Below are 17,592 nucleotides of genomic sequence, written 5' to 3' on the forward strand. Positions count from 1 at the left end.
GTGTGTAGATCTGTGTGGTCGAAATGTCCGAATGGCTGAGGAGTTCCTGTACGACGCGCAGATCGGCGCCGTTGGCCAGCAGGTGGCTGGCGAAGGCGTGGCGCATGACATGCGGCGAGATCAGCGACGGCGTCAGGCCGGCGCGGATCGCCAGGTTCTTAAGGTCGCGGGCAAAAACCTGGCGCGGCAGGTATCCTTCTTTCGAGACGGAGGGAAACAGCCAGGGGCTTTCCTGCGGCTCCTTCATTGCTGCATTTTCCGCCGCCAGCAGGCGCCCATAGGATTTCAGGGCTGATATCGCCGATTGCGACAACGGCACCAGCCGCTCCTTGTTGCCCTTGCCGCGGATCATTAGGAAACGGCCTTCCTGATCGAGCACGCGGGCTGGAAGCGAGACGAGTTCGCTGACCCGCATTCCGGTGGCATAGAGCAGTTCCAGCAGTGCCAGCATGCGCAGGCGCTGCAGCTGGCCCGGGCTTGCATCCTCCGCCTCGGCCTCTGCCTGCGAAAGCAGCCTGCCGACCTCTTCGACGCCCATCGTCTTCGGCAGCGGACGGCCCTTCTTCGGCGCGTCGAGTATGCCGGTGGGGTCGTCGGTCCTCAGTCCCTCGGCGTAGAGGAATTTGTAGAATTGCCGCATGGCGGCAAGCCGGCGCGCCTGGGACGAGGGCTTGAAGCCCTTTCGGGCGAGCGAGGAGAGATAGGCGGCGAGATCGGCGGAGGCGGCTTCGGTGAGCCGTATGCTGCGCTCCTTCAGGAAGGTGCGGACGTCGTCGAGATCGCGTTCATAGGATTGCAGCGTATTGGCGGCAGCACCCCGCTCGGCGCTCATCATCTCCAGGAAGGATTCCACATGGACGCGGCCGAGATCCACCATACCGATCACTTCCGGGTCGTGTCGATCGCGCCCGTGGCGGGCGGATTGACCCGCTCGGACGGAATGCGGATCGTCACGTCGCGCTGCTGCGGCTCCACGAAGGTCACAAGCGCCAGCATCGCTCCGTAGACCGTCCCGGCGAGGATCGCACAGACGAACAGGAAACGGAACAGGGTCGGCATCAGGTAACTCCTTCATGCTCGCTTCTGTTATAAGAAGCCTATCTGCAAGTGCAAGAAGCGGTATTCAAGCCATGATTCCCTTGCCTGCGACTTGACGCTACACCTGCATTTGTCGATACGGTTTGCAAACAAAGTGTGAATGGACCGATGAGTGAACAACTGCTGACCGTTGCTGACAGCTTGAAAGACAGAGCTCGCGCCGCGCTCGGTTCACGCAATCTGATCCTTGTCGGCCTGATGGGCGCCGGCAAATCCTCTGTCGGGCGCATCGTCGCCAGCCAGCTCGCCATTCCCTTCATCGACAGCGATCTCGAGATCGAGCGGGTGTCGCGCATGACGATCGCCGAGCTATTCGCCGCCTATGGGGAGCAGGAGTTCCGGGCGTTGGAAGCGCGGGTGATCAAGCGGCTGCTGAAGAGCGGGCCGCGTGTCGTCTCCACCGGAGGCGGCGCCTTCGTCAACGACCGGACGCGCAAGCATATCAAGAAGGGCGGCCTTTCCGTCTGGCTGAAGGCCGATCTCGACGTGCTCTGGGACCGGGTCGCCAAGCGCGACACGCGGCCGCTGCTCAAGACCGAAAATCCGAAGCAGACGCTCGAGGGCCTGATGGATGCGCGTTATCCGATCTATGCGCAGGCCGATCTGACCGTGCTTTCGCGCGACGTCCGCAAGGAAATCATGGCCGACGAAGTCTTAAAGGCCTTGATCGAAGCTCAGAAGGAAAGTGCAGCGTCATGAATGCGATAACCTCCGCCTCCGCCATCCGAACGGTGCATGTGCCGCTCGGCGAGCGCGCCTACGACATCCTGATCGGGCCGGGGCTGATTGTGCGGGCCGGCGCCGAGATCGCCTCTCGCCTCAAGGGCCGCAAGGCGGCTGTTATCACCGACGAAAATGTCGCGCCGCTCTATCTCAAAGCTCTCGTCGCAAGTCTGGATGAAGCGGGTATCGCCTCGGCTGCGGTCGTCCTGCCGGCCGGCGAGAAGACCAAGAGTTTCGAACATCTGATCACGGCCTGCGACAAGGTGCTGGAGGCGCGCGTCGAGCGTAACGATTACGTCATCGCGCTGGGCGGCGGCGTCATCGGCGATCTTTCGGGATTTGCGGCCGGCATCGTCCGCCGCGGCGTGCGCTTCGTGCAGGTACCGACCTCGCTGCTGTCGCAGGTCGATTCCTCCGTCGGCGGCAAGACCGGGATCAACTCCCGCCACGGCAAGAATCTGATCGGCATCTTCCATCAGCCGGACTTGGTTCTGGCCGATACGGATGTGCTGAATTCGTTGAGCGCGCGCGAATTTCGCGCAGGTTACGCCGAGGTCGCGAAATACGGGCTGATCGACAAGCCGGATTTCTTTGCCTGGCTGGAAGCGAACTGGAAGGCGGTTTTTGCAGGCGGCTCCGCGCGCATCGAGGCGATTGCCGCAAGCTGCCAGGCAAAGGCCGATGTCGTCGTTGCCGACGAGCGTGAGAATGGTCAGCGGGCGCTGCTCAATCTCGGCCATACCTTCGGCCACGCACTGGAAGCGGCGACCGCCTATGACAGCTCCCGCCTGGTGCATGGCGAGGGCGTTTCGATCGGCATGGTGCTGGCGCATGAATTCTCCGCACGGATGAACCTTGCAAGCCCCGACGATGCGCGGCGCGTCGAGCGGCATCTGAAGGAGGTCGGCCTGCCGACCCGCATGTCCGACATTCCGGGCGAGCTGCCGCCGGCCGAAACGCTGATGGACGCGATCGCCCAGGACAAGAAGGTCAAGAGCGGCAAGCTCAATTTCATCCTGACGCGCGGCATCGGCCAGTCCTTCGTTGCCGACGACGTTCCGGCCTCCGAAGTGATCAGCTTTCTCCGGGAAAAACACGCCTGATGTCGGTCGAAGGCGCTCTGGCATTTCTCGCGACATACTGGCCGGAGATCCTGTCGATCACGGCGCTGGTGCTCATGTCCGCCTTCTTTTCCGGTTCCGAGACAGCGCTGACCGCCGTTTCGCGCAGCCGTATTCATACGCTTGAGGTCAACGGCGACCAACGTGCCGGCTTCGTCCGGCAGTTGATCGAGCGCCGCGACCGGCTGATCGGCGCGCTGCTCATCGGCAACAATCTCGCCAATATCCTGTCCTCCTCGATCGCCACCAGCCTCTTCCTCGGGCTGTTCGGCAGTTCCGGCGTGGCGCTGGCGACGCTCGCAATGACCGTCATCCTGGTCATCTTCGCGGAAGTGCTGCCGAAGAGCTGGGCGATTTCGGCGCCAGAGCGCTTCGCACTCGCCATCGCGCTGCCGGCCAAGCTCTTCGTCGCCGTCGTCGGCCCGGTTTCCTCCTTCGTCAATGCGATCGTGCGGCAGATTCTTTCGCTGTTCGGCATCAATCTCTCACGAGAGACATCGATGCTGACGGCGCATGAGGAGCTGCGCGGCGCCGTCGATCTGCTGCACCGCGAAGGGTCCGTGGTGAAGGCCGACCGTGACCGGCTCGGCGGCGTACTCGATCTCAGCGAGCTCGAACTCTCCGACATCATGGTCCACCGCACCGCGATGCGGGCGATCAATGCCGACGATGCGCCGGAAGCGGTGGTGCGCGTCATCCTCGAAAGCCCTTATACGCGCATGCCATTGTGGCGCGGCACGATCGACAACATCATCGGCGTCGTCCACGCCAAGGATCTGCTGCGGGCGCTCGCCGAGCCGAACATGGAGCCGCAGAACCTCGATATCGTGAAGATCGCGCAGAAGCCGTGGTTCGTGCCCGACAGCACCAACCTCGAGGACCAGCTCAACGCCTTCCTGCGCCGCAAGCAGCATTTCGCCGTCGTCGTCGACGAATATGGCGAGGTGCAGGGCATCGTCACGCTCGAGGATATTCTCGAGGAAATCGTCGGTGACATCTCCGACGAGCACGATATCGAGATACAGGGCGTGCGTCAGGAGGCCGACGGTTCCGTCGTCGTCGACGGCGGCGTGCCGATCCGCGACCTGAACCGCGCGCTCGACTGGAACCTGCCCGATGAGGAGGCGACGACGATCGCTGGCCTCGTCATCCACGAATCGATGACCATCCCGGAAGAGCGCCAGGCCTTCACTTTCTACGGCAAGCGTTTCGTCGTCATGAAGCGGGAGAAGAACCGCATCACCAAGCTGCGCATCCGCCCGGCCGGGGAAGACGGCGCAAAGCCAGCCTGATTCTGCTTGGATCTTAGACGGTCAATGCCCATATAGGCTTCGGTGCCGCTACCAGCGTGTCGGTTCATCAGGTGCAGCCGGTTCGACGGCCAGCGCATGCAGGCCGGCATCGAGCTCCGGTTTCAACAGGTCGGTGATTGCCCGGTGACGCGCCAGCCGCGACATGCCGGCGAATTTTCCGGAAACGATCCTCACCCGCATATGGGTTTCGCCGGTGCCCGTGATATCAGGCTGGTGTCCGGCATGCAGATGGCTTTCGTCGATGACGCTCAGGCGTTCGGGCGCGAAGGCTTTGACAAGTTTTTCTTCGATGCGGGTTCGCAGGGTCATCATCCGGTCTTGCTGGTTCGCGAAAAGGGTTCCTACCAAGCCTGCAACATTCCCGTTTGTCAATTCTTGTTGTCGCTTCGCGACAGCCCCATAATTAGCGCCGTCATGAGACTTGATTCCAAATATTTCGATCGCATCCGAACACGCCGCAAACGCGAGCCGGAGACAGAGCAGGCGCCGCCTACCTGTCAATGGGACGGGTGCGACAAGAAGGGGGCGCATCGCGCTCCCGTCGGCCGCAATGCGGAAGGCCAGTTCTTCTTGTTCTGCTTCGAGCACGTCAAGGAATACAACAAGGGCTACAATTATTTCTCCGGTCTTTCGGACGGCGAGATCGCGCGTTATCAGAAAGAGGCGATCACCGGCCATCGGCCGACATGGACGGTCGGCGTCAACAAGGCGGCGAAAGACAGTCCGCTGCATTCGGAGATCCGCTCCGGCGCCTATACCCGCGTTCGCGATCCCTTCGGCTTCGTCAAGGAAGGCGGCAAAGGCAGCGGACCGCGTTTTCCCCAGGCGCGCAAGCTGAAATCGCTTGAGACCAAGGCCTTCGAAACGATGGGCCTCGATGCCAATGCGACATCGGCGGAGATCAAGAGCCGCTACAAGGAACTGGTGAAGAAACACCATCCGGATGCCAATGGCGGCGACCGCGGCTCGGAGGAGCGTTTCCGTGCGGTCATCCAGGCCTATCAATTGTTGAAGCAGAACGGTTTTTGTTAATTCCCGTCCTTGCTCTTGGGCTTCAATCGGGTATGGTCCCAATCGGCTGAGGCCGCAGGCAAACGCGGCTCATATTTGTGCGTTTTCCCGACATCGCCTCCGCCGACCTTCCGGACGCGGCGTTTCTTGTCCGGGACTCTTTCAAGAATGCTCGCACGCGGTCATTATCCCGCCGAGGTTTCGTTTCAGTCCCGGAGAAGTATCGCCGACGTTCCGACCTGGACGGGCGCGGAATAAAAAACGCGGCGTCTGGGTTGCGACATGGCCTGAGACAGTATGGCCGGGTGGCATCACCCGCCTTGGAGACATGATGAGCAAGATCGACCTGGATATATCAGAACTGCCCGATACCACCGTTTCGGTTCGCGAGGCCTTCGGCATCGATTCCGACATCCGCGTTCCCGCCTACAGCAAGGGCGACGCCTATGTGCCGGATCTCGATACCGACTACCTGTTCGACCGCGACACGACGCTCGCCATTCTCGCAGGCTTCGCCCATAACCGCCGCGTGATGATTTCCGGCTATCACGGCACGGGCAAGTCCTCGCATATCGAGCAGGTGGCGGCGCGCCTCAACTGGCCCTGCGTGCGCATCAACCTCGACAGCCATGTCAGCCGTATCGATCTCGTCGGCAAGGATGCGATCGTCGTCAAGGACGGGCTGCAGGTCACCGAATTCAAGGACGGCATCCTGCCCTGGGCCTATCAGCACAATGTTGCGCTCGTTTTCGACGAATATGACGCCGGCCGTCCCGATGTGATGTTCGTCATCCAGCGCGTGCTCGAATCCTCCGGCCGCCTGACGCTGCTCGACCAGAGCCGCGTCATTCGGCCGCACCCGGCCTTCCGTCTGTTTGCGACTGCGAACACGATCGGCCTCGGTGACACGACCGGCCTCTATCACGGCACGCAGCAGATCAACCAGGCGCAGATGGACCGCTGGTCGATCGTCACCACGCTGAACTACCTGCCGCATGATCATGAAGTGAATATCGTTTCTGCCAAGGTGAAGAGCTTCGGCAAGGACAAGGGCGGCCGCGAGACCGTGTCGAAGATGGTGCGCGTCGCCGACCTGACGCGCGCTGCCTTCATGAACGGTGATCTGTCCACAGTCATGAGCCCGCGCACGGTCATCACCTGGGCCGAAAACGCCGAGATCTTCGGCGATCTCGCCTTCGCCTTCCGCGTCACATTCCTCAACAAGTGCGACGAGTTGGAGCGTCCGCTGGTCGCCGAGCACTATCAGCGGGCCTTCGGCGTCGAGCTGAAGGAAAGTGCCGCCAATATCGTTCTCGGAGCTTGAGACCGACCGATCATGGCAGCTCGCGGTGACAATTCGAAAGCAAAGCCCGGCGCGCCTGTCGACGTCGAGCCATTGCGCCGGGCGATAACCGGCTGCGTGCGCTCGATCGCCGGCGACGGCGACGTCGAGGTGACCTTCGCCAACGAACGGCCGGGGATGACCGGCGAGCGCATTCGACTGCCGGAACTTTCCAAGCGGCCGACGGCGCATGAGCTGGCGGTCACTCGTGGTCTCGGCGATTCGATGGCGCTGCGGCTCGCCTGCCATGACGAGAAGGTGCATGCGACGATGGCACCACAGGGCTCGGATGCCCGGGCGATCTTCGATGTGGTTGAGCAGGCGCGTGTCGAATCGATCGGCGCGCTGCGCATGGAGGGCATGGCGTCGAACCTGCGCTCCATGACGGATGAGAAATATTCGAAGGCGAATTTTACCGGCATCGAGCGCCAGGAAGACGCACCGGTCGGCGAAGCGGTTGCGATGATGGTGCGCGAGAAGCTGACCGGCCAGCGCCCGCCGGCCTCCGCCGGCAAGGTGCTCGACCTCTGGCGCGATTTTATCGAGGACAAGGCAGGGTCCGAACTCGACAATCTGTCGAGCGCGATCAACGACCAGCAGGCCTTCGCCAAGGTCATCCGCAACATGCTGTCGGCCATGGAAATGGCCGAGGAGTACGGCGACGATGACAGCGACGCCGACAATGACGACCAGTCGGAGCAGGAAGACCAGCCGAGCGGCGACGAACAGGACCAGGACGAGGTTGACGAGGATGCCGGCACCGACGCCGCCCCCGTCGAGGACAGTGAAGTTGCCGACGAGCAGATGGAGGACGGCGAGACCGAAGGCGCCGAAATCTCTGACGACGACATGATGGAAGAAGGTGAGGACGACTCGGAAACGCCGGGCGAGACCCGCCGGCCGAATACGCCTTTCGCCGATTTCAACGAGAAGGTCGATTATCACGTCTTTACCGAAGAGTTCGACGAGATCATCACCGCCGAAGAACTTTGCGACGCCGCCGAGCTGGAGCGCCTGCGCGCCTTCCTCGACAAGCAGCTGGCGCATCTGCAAGGTGCTGTCGGACGTCTCGCCAACCGGCTGCAGCGCCGCCTGATGGCGCAGCAGAACCGCTCCTGGGATTTCGACCTGGAAGAGGGTTATCTCGATCCGGCGCGGCTGCAGCGTATCATCATCGATCCGATGCAGGCGCTCTCCTTCAAGATGGAGCGCGACACCCAGTTCCGCGATACCGTCGTTACCCTGCTCATCGACAATTCCGGCTCGATGCGCGGCCGGCCGATCACGGTTGCCGCCACCTGCGCCGACATTCTTGCCCGCACGCTTGAGCGTTGCGGCGTCAAGGTCGAGATCCTGGGCTTTACGACCAAGGCCTGGAAGGGCGGGCAGGCGCGTGAAAATTGGCTTGCCGGTGGCAAGCCGCAGACGCCAGGCCGTCTCAACGACCTGCGTCATATCATCTACAAGTCGGCCGACGCGCCGTGGCGGCGCGCGCGCGCCAAGCTCGGGTTGCTGATGCGCGAGGGGCTGCTCAAGGAAAATATCGACGGCGAGGCGCTGATCTGGGCGCATAATCGCCTGCTCGCGCGCCGCGAGCAGCGCCGCATCCTGATGATGATCTCGGACGGCGCGCCGGTGGACGATTCGACGCTGTCGGTCAATCCGGGCAATTATCTCGAGCGGCACCTGCGCGCTGTCATTGAACAGATCGAGACGCGCTCGCCTGTCGAACTGCTGGCGATCGGCATCGGCCACGACGTGACGCGCTACTATCGCCGCGCCGTGACCATCGTCGATGCGGACGAGCTTGCCGGTGCGATGACCGAGCAGCTTGCTTCACTGTTCGAGGACCAATCTGTCCAGCCGCGCGGCGGCCGGATACGCCGTGCCGGCTGACATCGCGGGAAGAATGACGGTCAAGCGCCTCTGCCGTGCGGCGTCGATCGCGCTCTGTATCGCAGCCGGCGCTTCCTCGTCATGGGCCGGCGACGACGTGCCTGTCATTAGCCGGCAAATCTCCGATTTCAGGATCGGCTCTTCGGAGACGCAATTTGGTTCGCTGGAATTTCTCGGCGGGCTGGAAATGGTCTCCAGCCGAGCGCTATTCGGCTCGCTCTCCTCCATCCGTTTCCGGCCGGACCAAAAACATTTCGTCGTCGTGCTCGATACCGGCCAGTGGCTGACCGGCAGCATCGAGCGCGACGTCAAGGGCAGGCTTTCCGGCCTTTCGGATGTTGAGATCACGCCGATGAAGAACAGCGCTGGGCGCAGCTTCGAAGGCAAGGGACATATGGATGCCGAGGGCCTGGCGCTCGACGGCGAGCGGATCCTGGTCTCCTTCGAGCAGGCTCATCGCGTCGATGTCTATCCCGATCCCGGCTTTGCCGGCTCGGGAGCGATCGCCACTTTGCCGATCCTGATCCCGCGGAGAATGCTGAGCGACAACCGCGGCATCGAAACCATCACCGCGGCGCCGGCATCCAGCCCGCTACGGGGCGGCGTGGTCGTCGTTTCCGAACGGGGTCTCGACAGTGACGGCAACCGGCTGGCGGCCATTCTCAGCGGGCCGCTGAAAGGCCGTTTCTCGGTTAAGCGGGACGGCAGCTTCGACATCACCGACGGTGCCTTCCTGCCGAACGGCGACCTGCTGCTGCTGGAGCGCCGCTTCAACATGGCCGAAGGCATCGGCATGCGTCTTCGGCGCATCAAGGGCGCCGACATCAGGCCCGACGCCGTCGTCGACGGCGACTTGCTGCTGGAAGGCAATTTCAACTCGCAGATCGACAATATGGAAGGGCTCGATGCTTTCCAGGCCGCCGACGGCACGACCCATATCATTCTAGTGTCGGACGACAATCATTCGATCCTGCAGCGCAATCTGATGCTGGAATTTCGGCTTTCTGAAGAGGCCGCGTGGTCAGCGCCGAATTCCCGGAAGCGGAATTGATCCTAGCCTTCGGAAAGCACGATACGTAGATTCAAAATGAAATGTTAGAGCGTCCTTTGTGCGTCCGAAAGGACGCACGGCGCTCTGGACGTCAGACTGATGTCATATGCCTCGGCTATCCCGCCGCAATCGGCCGGCTTGCGACATCGGGAAAGCAGCCTCGGAGGGAAGTTCGTGGTGCATATTCATGTCATGGGCGCGTCCGGTTCCGGTACGACATCGCTCGGCCGTGCGCTTGCCGAAAGGCTTGATATCGCCCATCTCGACACTGACGATTTCTTCTGGATGCCGACCGATCCGCCGTTCACGACGCCGCGTGACGCCGACGAGCGCATCCGGCTGCTCCTCGATGAAGCGGCACGGCATGACGGCTGGGTCCTTTCCGGATCCACGCTGAAATGGGGTGGGCCACTGGAGCCGCTTTACGATCTGATCATATTCCTCAGGATCGAGGCGGAGCTGCGGATGGCGCGCATCCGCGCGCGGGAGATTGCCCGATATGGAAACAGGATCGGGCCTGGTGGCGACATGGAAGTTAAAAGCGGAGAATTCCTGCAGTGGGCGGCCAGCTATGACACAGCCGGTCCGGAACGCCGCAGCCTTGCGGCGCATGAACAATGGCTGGAAACGCAGACGGCGCCGGTGTTGCGGCTCGATTCGTCACGAGATATCGACGATCTGGTTGCAGAGGCTCTGCTGCATCCCGCGATCGCCGCCGGTGCGGTCCGGCGGCGTCCCTGATTAGCTGGCGCGAGCGGCCTGCATCGGTCGCAGCACGTTCATCAGTGCGCCATAAGGCAGCAGCATGACGAGGCCGACGATCATCTTCACGGCGAAATCGCCGATCGCCCAGGAAATCCAGCGTGGAGCCTCGGCGGCGAAGACGCCGAGGACGGGGGCTGCTTCCAGCGCAAAGGGATCGTTCGGGCCGAGGAAGACGAAAAAGGCGGCGAAGGACAGCGAGAAGAACATCACCGTATCGAGCGCCGAGCCGATCAGCGAGCCGACCAGCGGCGCGCGCCACCAGGCCTGGCGGCGGAGGCGGTTGAAGACGGCGATATCGAGCAGCTGGCCGGCGAGATAGGCCGAGCCGGAAGCGATGGCGATGCGCGGCACCGAGGTGAAGAAGGATAGCGTCACGCCGACAATGAAGCCGGCAAAGACGACCTTGCGGGCTGCCTGCGGGCCGAACTGGCGGTTGGTCAGATCGGTGATGAGGAAAGCGATCGGATAGGAAAAGGCGCCCCAGGTCAGGATGTCCGCGAGGTTGATGCCGGCGACTTCGGCGTTCAGCGGAAACTGGACGAGGAAGTTGGAGGCGACGACGACGAGCGTCATCAGCGCGACATAGGCGATGGTATAGCGGATCTTCAGCATTTTTTTATCCTGGGTGATGCCACCAGTTGGAGGAGCAAACCGGCAAAGCAAAAGGCTTGTCCGGTATTATCCGTTCAAGCCTTTTGAAGCCGTATGAAAGAAGGGCAGAAGCTTACGCAGCAGCAGCAGCAGCTTCAGCGGTCTTCTTGGCGATCTGACGGCGCAGCAGGCGAGCGCGCATCGACAGTTCGTTTTCGCTGGCCTTCAGCAGAAAGGCATCGAGGCCGCCACGATGCTCGACGGAGCGAAGAGCGGCAGCCGAAACGCGAAGACGATAACGCTGGTTGAGAGCGTCGGAAATCAGCGTTACCTGGCACAGGTTCGGCAGGAACCGGCGCTTGGTCTTGTTGTTGGCATGGCTGACATTGTTACCAGTCAGGACGGCCTTGCCGGTCAATTCGCACACGCGGGACATGGAACACCTATTCTTGTTTTTCTCGGGCCATCGAATTGCCATTCCCGGCAAAGCCAGGCGCGCAATCCAACGGGCATGATTGGAAAGTTGCGGTTCTATAGTCAGACAGGCTGCTCGCGTCAAGCCAAACCTTGGCCTTTCCCGCAATTCTGTCAAAAAGCTGCTGTTTTCTTCCCTTCGCGGCAGGAGTATAGAGCGCTCAGCAAGGGCCTGCCAGCGCGCAGCAAGACAAGGCTTTTTCCATGGCTCATTCGGGCAGACGGATTTTCATTTCGGCCATCGCCGCACTTCTTGCCATACCGGCATCGGCGGCCGAAATTCAGCATCGGACGGAATACCGGGTGGCGCTCGCCGGCCTGCCGATCGCGCGCGCCGCGTTCCTGACGCAGATCGAGGACGATCACAGCTACAAGATCGCCGGCGACATCAATTCTGCCGGTCTTGCCGATCTCGTCACGACGATTTCGGCCAAGACCAGCGTCACCGGCGTCGTGCGCAAGAACAGGCTGCAGGCGTTGAAATATTCGCTCTACTACAAGAGCGGCAAGAGGAAGGCCCGCGTCTACGAGGTCAGCTACCGCAACGGCAACATCATCTCGGCGACGACGACACCGATGCCGAAGCGTCCGAAGAACTGGATCGACGTCACGCCGCGCGACATGCGCTCGGTGCTCGATCCGATCTCCGGCCTAGTCTTCACCGGCGATACCAAGGTCTGCTCGCAGACGCTGCCGATCTTCGACGGCGAGACGCGCATGGATCTGGTGCTGTCGTCGAAGGGCGACGAGGATTTTTCCACCAATGGGTTCAAGGGCAAGGCGACCGTCTGCGGCGTGCGCTTCGTACCGCGCTCGGGCTACAAGAAAGGCCGCAAGGACATCGACTATCTCAGCAAGAGCAACCGGATGGAAATCTGGTTTGCCAAGTCGGACGCGGCAAATGTATACGCTCCTGTCTATGTGCGCATTCCAACCGAATATGGAATGGTGACGATCACTGCCGTCAAATACGGCAGCAACAGCTGACGGAGCTTCTGCCTCCGTGAAGGGGGACAGGTGAAGCTTCGCGCGACGTTGATCGGCTTTACGGCCATTCTGATGTGGTCGTTCCTGGCGTTGTTCACCGCCGCCTCCGGCAAGATGCCGCCGTTCCAGCTTTCGGCCGTCTGCTTTGCGATCGGCAGCATTCCCGGCCTTGTGGTTCTTACCCTCAATCCCTCGCGGCTGGCGCTGCTGAAGCAGCCGGCCAAGGTCTGGATAACCGGCATTGCGGGGCTGTTCGGCTATCATTTCCTCTATTTTACCGCGCTCCGGAACGCGCCGGCGGTGGAGGCGGGACTGGTCGCCTATCTCTGGCCGCTGTTGATCGTCGTCGGTTCGGCACTGCTGCCGGGCGAACGGCTGCGCTGGTATCATGTGGCAGGTGCGCTTGCCGGACTTTGCGGCACCTTCCTGATCGTCGGCCGCAACGGCATTGATTTCGACGGCGTCTATGCCGTCGGTTACGGTGCTGCCTTTCTCTGCGCCTTCACATGGTCCGGCTATTCGCTGCTGACGCGGCGTTTTGACGCCGTCTCCACGGATGTCGTCACCGGCTTCTGCCTTGCGACCTCCATCCTGTCGCTCTTCTGCCATCTCGGCCTTGAGACGACCGTCTGGCCGGAAACGGTTTTCGAATGGGTCGCCGTCGCCGGGCTCGGGCTCCTTCCGGTCGGTGCCGCCTTCTACGCCTGGGATTACGGCGTCAAGAACGGCGATATCCAGATTCTCGGCGCGGCAAGTTATGCAGCACCTCTGCTTTCGACGCTTATTCTGGTGTTGTTCGGATTTGCCGAGCCGAGCTGGCGCATTGCTCTTGCCTGCCTGCTCGTCACCGGCGGGGCGGTGCTCGCCGCCCAGGACATGTTCCGCCGCAAAACTCCGGCGCAGTCTGCGGCAGCAGAGTAGGCCTTAGAACAGGATTCAGATTTAGGCCCGGCCGGCCTAAAATCTGAATCCTGTTCTAAATTAGATAGTTGGAGCATGATGTCGCCCGAAAACCGCCCACACTTTTCGGCATCATGCTCTAGCCGCCGGGCTTCCAATCGGGCGGCGCCATCTCGAAGCTCGAAAATTCGAAGCCGGGCGAGACGGTGCAGCCGACCAAGCTGAAATCGCCAAGGGTTTCGGCCGATTGCCACCAATTGGCGGGAATGATTGCCTGCGGCCGCTCGCCAGCAGGGAGATTCGTTCCGAGCGTCAGGGTCTCGCTTGCCGTTCCGTCTTCCGACCGGTGCAGCGAGAGCGGCGCGCCGGCGTAATAATGCCAGACCTCGGCGGCGTCATGGACACGATGCCAGTGCGAACGCTGTCCCCTGGTCAGCAGATAATAGATCGCCGTCGAATGGCCGCGTTCTCCGCCCGCCGTATCGCGGAATGTCTGCACGTACCAGCCACCTTCGGGATGCGGCTGCAGGCCGAGTTCGCGGATGATGTCATCGGGAGACATCAGAAATTGTCCTTGCGCTTGCGGATCTCGGCAAAGACTTCCTCGTTGGTCTTGCCTTCCATCACCAGATTGCGGCGGATCGCCGGATCGGCGGCGCGCAGGAACGGGTTGGTTTCCTTTTCCAGCCCCAATGTCGTCGGGATGGTGAATTTGCCGTCGGCGCGCAAGGTCTCGATCTCGGCGGCACGGCTCTTGAGGCGCTCATTGTCGGGATCAACGGTCAGCGCGAAGCGGGCATTGGACAATGTGTATTCATGGCCGAAATAGATGGCGGTCTCATCGGGCAGCACGGCGAGTTTCTGGAGGGAATGCCACATATCGGCGGCCGGGCGTTCGAACAGCCGGCCGCAGCCGAGCGCAAACAGCGTGTCGGCGGCAAACAGCAGCTTATCGTCGACAAAGTGATAGCAGATGTGGCCGACGGTGTGGCCGGGCGTTTCGATGACGTTGACCGTGTGATCGCCGAAAAGGAAGCTGTCGCCATCAGCCATCGCCCGATCGAGGCCAGGAATGGCGATGGCCTCGTTGATTGGGCCGATGATCTCGCAGCCGAACTGCTCCTTCAGCGCCAGGTTGGCGGTGACATGGTCGGTGTGATGATGCGTGGTGAAGATATGGGTGATTTTCCAGCCGCGACGTGTCGCCGCTTCCACGATCGGCGCTTCCTCCGGCGCATCGATCGCCGCGGTAAAGCCTGTCTCCGGATCGTGCACGAGAACGCCGAAATTGTCGGTGCGGCAGAGAAAAACGTCTAATTCCAAAGGTTTCATCGTTCAATAATCCCTTATCCCAGGAGTCTCGCGGAAATGTAGAGGTTCCGGCCTTGAAGTCCAACCGCCCGCTGATAACATTTGTCGCAATGCACGCCGATATCGTCGACTTACGCCAGTTTTATCATTCCGAGCTCGGACGTCTTGCCGAGCAGTCGATCGCCATGGCGCTGTCCTCGCTCTGGGTGCGGCTGCCGCAAGAGCGTCTGGTCGGTCTCGGTTATGCCGTGCCCTTCCTCGATCGCTTCCAGGCCGATACCGAGCGCACCTTCGCTTTCATGCCGGCCGGGCAGGGCGCGGTGAACTGGCCGATGGGCTCGCTGTCGACGACGGCGCTGATTTTCGACGAGGAACTGCCGCTGCCGGACTCCTCGATCGACCGGGTGCTGATGGTGCATTCGCTGGAATTCGCCGAAAGCCCGCGCGAGACGCTAAAGGAGCTCTGGCGGGTGCTGGCGCCGGGCGGACGGCTGGTCATCGTCGTGCCGAACCGGCGCGGCGTCTGGGCACGCATGGAGCATACGCCCTTCGGTTCGGGCCGGCCCTATTCCCGCGGTCAGTTGACAAATCTGCTGCGCGAGACGAACTTCACGCCGGGCGCGACGGCTGAAGCGCTGTTCTTCCCGCCCTCGAAGCTCAGAACCATCCTGCGCCTGCGGCGCGCCTTCGAGCGGATCGGCCGAACGCTTTGGCCGGCCTTCTCGGGCGTCATCATCGTCGAAGCGCAGAAGCGGCTCTATCAGGGGCTGCCGGTTGCGGCGCGGGCCTCCCGCCGCGTCTTCGTGCCGGTTCTCGCACCGCACGGCGTGCCGACCACACGTAGTAGATGACGTCGCTCGCGGTGGTCTCCACTGCTTGTGTCACGCCCATAGCTCTCGACAACAATCGCATTCCGCTTTAATGCCACTTGGTGTTTTTCAGCCCGGATTTACCGGCAATTCCAAGGTCGAACCCATGAGCGTTGAGATGAGCAAGCCCGTTCCGCGTCCCGGTATTCTCGATATCGCAGCCTATGTGCCGGGCAAGGAACATGCGCCGGGTGTCGCCCGCGTCTACAAGCTTTCGTCCAACGAAACGCCGCTCGGCGCCAGCCCGAAGGCGATCGAGGCCTTCAAGACGGTTGCCGACAATCTGGGGCGTTATCCCGACGGGCAGGCGATCGAACTGCGCGAGGCGATCGCCGCCGTGCACGGCCTCAATCCGGCAAACATTCTCTGCGGCAACGGCTCCGACGAGTTGCTCGGCCTGCTCTGCCATGTCTATCTCGGCGCCGGCGACGAGGGCATCATCACCGAGCACGGCTTTCTCGTCTACAAGATCCAGATCCTGGGCGCGGGCGCCACGCCTGTCGTCGTCAAGGAGAAAGACTATACCGTCGATGTCGATGCGATCCTTGCCGCGGTGACGGAGAAGACGAAGATCGTCTTCATCGCCAATCCCGGCAATCCCACAGGCACCTATGTTTCCGTCAGCGAAATCCGCCGCCTGCAGGCCGGACTGCCGAAACATGTCGTCCTGGTGCTCGATGCCGCCTATGCAGAATATGTGCGCCGCAACGATTATGAAGCCGGCATCGAGGTCGTGTCCTCCAATGCCAATGTGGTGATGACCCGCACCTTCTCGAAGGCCTATGGTCTCGCGGCGCTGCGCGTCGGCTGGATGTATGCGCCCGCCGAGATCGTCGACGCGCTGAACCGCGTGCGCGCGCCGTTCAACTTGAACGCACCGGCAATCGCCGCCGCAGCCGCTGCCATCCGCGACCAGGCCTTCATCCAGCAGGCGGTCTCCTTCAACCAGATGTGGGTGGAGACGCTCACCCAGGCGCTCGAAGCGATCGGCCTGAAGGTGACGCCGTCCGTCGCCAATTTCGTCCTCATCCATTTCCCCGAGATCGACGGCAAGCGCGCCGCGGATGCCGACGATTTGCTGACGAGCCGCGGTTACATCCTGCGCGCCGTGCGCGGTTACGGCTTCGCCAATGCGCTGCGCATGAGCATCGGCCCCGAGGAGGCAAATCGCGGAGTGATTGCCGCGCTCACCGAATTCATGGGTCATCAGCCATGAGCGAGCAGTTCGATCGTATCGCGCTGATCGGCATCGGCCTGATCGGATCGTCGCTTGCCTACGACATCAGGCGGCTTGGCCTTGCGAGGGAGATCGTCGTCGCCACACGCAGCCCCGATACGCTGAAACGCGCGGAAGAGCTCGGCCTCGGAGACCGCTACACGACGTCGTCGCAGGATGCCGTCAAGGATGCCGATCTGGTGATCGTCTCGGTGCCGGTCGGCGCTTCGGAAAGTGTGGCGAAGGAGATTTCGGCAAGCTTGAAGCCCGGGGCGATCGTCACTGATGTCGGCTCCACCAAGGCCTCGGTCATTGCGCAGATGCTGCCGCATATGCCTGATAATGTGCATTTCATCCCCGGCCATCCGCTGGCCGGTACGGAGAAATCCGGCCCGGATGCCGGCTTTCCCGGCCTCTTCGAAGGCCGCTGGTGCATTTTCACACCGGTCGCCGGCACAGACGAGGCAGCGTTGAAGCGGCTGCGCAGCTTCTGGGAGGCGCTGGGCTCGAAGGTCGACGAGATGGATGCCGAGCACCACGACAAGGTGCTCGCCATCGTCTCGCACCTGCCGCATATCATCGCCTACAATATCGTCGGTACGGCCGACGATCTGGAGACGGTGACGGAGTCGGAAGTCATCAAATATTCCGCCTCGGGCTTTCGCGATTTCACTCGCCTTGCTGCGTCCGACCCGACGATGTGGCGCGACGTCTGCCTGCACAATCGCGATGCGATCCTCGAAATGCTGGCGCGCTTCTCGGAAGATCTCGCCTATCTGCAGCGCGCCATCCGCTGGGGCGAGGGCGACAAGATTTTCGAACTCTTCACCCGCACACGCGCCATCCGCCGTTCGATCGTCCAGGCCGGCCAGGATGTCGACGCGCCGGATTTCGGCCGCCACGCGCTGGACAAGAAGTAGCCGC

At 62.0% G+C, this 17,592-nt stretch carries 20 protein-coding genes; 13 read left to right on the plus strand and 7 right to left on the minus strand.

The genetic code is table 11. From position 1 onward, the window contains the following. The coding region (locus tag FY112_RS28295; RefSeq protein WP_151519832.1) for a site-specific tyrosine recombinase XerD at positions 1 to 877 on the minus strand (877 nt) is incomplete at its 3' end. A 5-nt stretch (positions 878 to 882) separates the two neighbouring features. Then, entirely contained in the window at positions 883 to 1,059 is a 177-nt protein-coding gene (locus FY112_RS28300; RefSeq protein ID WP_012759201.1) for a hypothetical protein, read from the minus strand. A 147-nt stretch (positions 1,060 to 1,206) separates the two neighbouring features. Here FY112_RS28300 and FY112_RS28305 point away from each other — a divergent pair, with 147 nt between their 5' ends. Genes FY112_RS28305 through FY112_RS28315 form a run of 3 tightly spaced genes read left to right on the plus strand, consistent with a single transcriptional unit; the run spans position 1,207 to position 4,234 of the window. Continuing rightward, positions 1,207 to 1,797 carry a shikimate kinase gene (locus FY112_RS28305; RefSeq protein WP_151519833.1) on the plus strand — a complete coding sequence of 197 codons (591 nt, stop codon included), beginning with the start codon at positions 1,207 to 1,209 and terminating at the stop codon, positions 1,795 to 1,797. Continuing rightward, positions 1,794 to 2,924, plus strand: a complete 1,131-nt coding sequence (gene aroB / locus FY112_RS28310) for a 3-dehydroquinate synthase (protein ID WP_151519834.1) — start codon at positions 1,794 to 1,796, stop codon at positions 2,922 to 2,924. Before FY112_RS28305 ends, aroB begins: the two co-directional genes overlap by 4 nt. Then, the gene (locus FY112_RS28315) at positions 2,924 to 4,234 is read left to right on the plus strand and encodes an HlyC/CorC family transporter (protein WP_151519835.1); all 1,311 of its coding nucleotides are present in this window, start codon (positions 2,924 to 2,926) and stop codon (positions 4,232 to 4,234) included. The genes aroB and FY112_RS28315 overlap by 1 nt, the downstream gene beginning before the upstream one ends. A 48-nt stretch (positions 4,235 to 4,282) precedes the next feature. Here the strand turns inward: FY112_RS28315 and FY112_RS28320 are convergent, their stop codons facing one another. Then, positions 4,283 to 4,567, minus strand: coding sequence for a BolA family transcriptional regulator (locus FY112_RS28320; RefSeq protein WP_017962315.1), 285 nt, complete (start codon positions 4,565 to 4,567; stop codon positions 4,283 to 4,285). A gap of 102 nt (positions 4,568 to 4,669) precedes the next feature. On the opposite strand from FY112_RS28320, the gene FY112_RS28325 reads away from it, so the two are divergent. From FY112_RS28325 to FY112_RS28345, 5 genes are all read left to right on the plus strand, one after another. Then, entirely contained in the window at positions 4,670 to 5,287 is a 618-nt protein-coding gene (locus tag FY112_RS28325; RefSeq protein ID WP_011653732.1) for a J domain-containing protein, read from the plus strand. Between the two features lie 310 nt (positions 5,288 to 5,597). Beyond that, positions 5,598 to 6,590 carry a cobaltochelatase subunit CobS gene (cobS, locus tag FY112_RS28330; RefSeq protein WP_003543345.1) on the plus strand — a complete coding sequence of 331 codons (993 nt, stop codon included), beginning with the start codon at positions 5,598 to 5,600 and terminating at the stop codon, positions 6,588 to 6,590. A gap of 12 nt (positions 6,591 to 6,602) precedes the next feature. Then, positions 6,603 to 8,504, plus strand: a complete 1,902-nt coding sequence (gene cobT / locus FY112_RS28335) for a cobaltochelatase subunit CobT (protein ID WP_151519836.1) — start codon at positions 6,603 to 6,605, stop codon at positions 8,502 to 8,504. A 13-nt stretch (positions 8,505 to 8,517) separates the two neighbouring features. Beyond that, positions 8,518 to 9,555, plus strand: a complete 1,038-nt coding sequence (locus tag FY112_RS28340) for an esterase-like activity of phytase family protein (protein ID WP_151519862.1) — start codon at positions 8,518 to 8,520, stop codon at positions 9,553 to 9,555. A 174-nt stretch (positions 9,556 to 9,729) separates the two neighbouring features. Beyond that, a complete protein-coding gene (locus FY112_RS28345) occupies positions 9,730 to 10,296 on the plus strand; it encodes an AAA family ATPase (protein WP_131619920.1) in 567 nt (188 codons plus the stop codon). Here the strand turns inward: FY112_RS28345 and FY112_RS28350 are convergent, their stop codons facing one another. After that, on the minus strand, positions 10,297 to 10,932 hold the full coding sequence (locus FY112_RS28350) for a VUT family protein (protein ID WP_151519837.1): 636 nt from the start codon (positions 10,930 to 10,932) through the stop codon (positions 10,297 to 10,299). Between the two features lie 112 nt (positions 10,933 to 11,044). Then, positions 11,045 to 11,347: a 50S ribosomal protein L28 gene (gene rpmB / locus FY112_RS28355; protein WP_151519838.1), complete on the minus strand. Its 303-nt coding sequence runs from the start codon at positions 11,345 to 11,347 to the stop codon at positions 11,045 to 11,047. 242 nt (positions 11,348 to 11,589) lie between these two features. On the opposite strand from rpmB, the gene FY112_RS28360 reads away from it, so the two are divergent. Next, the gene (locus FY112_RS28360) at positions 11,590 to 12,372 is read left to right on the plus strand and encodes a DUF3108 domain-containing protein (RefSeq protein WP_151519839.1); all 783 of its coding nucleotides are present in this window, start codon (positions 11,590 to 11,592) and stop codon (positions 12,370 to 12,372) included. 30 nt (positions 12,373 to 12,402) lie between these two features. Next, the gene (locus tag FY112_RS28365; protein WP_151519840.1) at positions 12,403 to 13,293 is read left to right on the plus strand and encodes an EamA family transporter; all 891 of its coding nucleotides are present in this window, start codon (positions 12,403 to 12,405) and stop codon (positions 13,291 to 13,293) included. A 118-nt stretch (positions 13,294 to 13,411) separates the two neighbouring features. Here FY112_RS28365 and FY112_RS28370 read toward each other — a convergent pair whose 3' ends face one another. After that, entirely contained in the window at positions 13,412 to 13,834 is a 423-nt protein-coding gene (locus FY112_RS28370) for a cupin domain-containing protein (protein ID WP_017962307.1), read from the minus strand. Continuing rightward, entirely contained in the window at positions 13,834 to 14,604 is a 771-nt protein-coding gene (gloB, locus tag FY112_RS28375; protein WP_151519841.1) for a hydroxyacylglutathione hydrolase, read from the minus strand. Before gloB ends, FY112_RS28370 begins: the two co-directional genes overlap by 1 nt. Positions 14,605 to 14,657: 53 nt before the next feature. Between gloB and FY112_RS28380 the strand changes: the two genes are divergently transcribed. From FY112_RS28380 to FY112_RS28390, 3 genes are all read left to right on the plus strand, one after another. Then, entirely contained in the window at positions 14,658 to 15,434 is a 777-nt protein-coding gene (locus FY112_RS28380) for a class I SAM-dependent methyltransferase (RefSeq protein WP_017962305.1), read from the plus strand. A gap of 136 nt (positions 15,435 to 15,570) precedes the next feature. Continuing rightward, a complete protein-coding gene (gene hisC / locus FY112_RS28385) occupies positions 15,571 to 16,668 on the plus strand; it encodes a histidinol-phosphate transaminase (protein ID WP_171600146.1) in 1,098 nt (365 codons plus the stop codon). Next, positions 16,665 to 17,588 carry a prephenate/arogenate dehydrogenase family protein gene (locus tag FY112_RS28390; RefSeq protein ID WP_094087313.1) on the plus strand — a complete coding sequence of 308 codons (924 nt, stop codon included), beginning with the start codon at positions 16,665 to 16,667 and terminating at the stop codon, positions 17,586 to 17,588. The genes hisC and FY112_RS28390 overlap by 4 nt, the downstream gene beginning before the upstream one ends. The last annotated feature ends 4 nt before the right edge of the window (positions 17,589 to 17,592 follow it).

The sequence above is a fragment of the Rhizobium sp. PEPV16 genome (genome assembly GCF_008919455.1).
Lineage (GTDB): Bacteria > Pseudomonadota > Alphaproteobacteria > Rhizobiales > Rhizobiaceae > Rhizobium > Rhizobium leguminosarum_Q.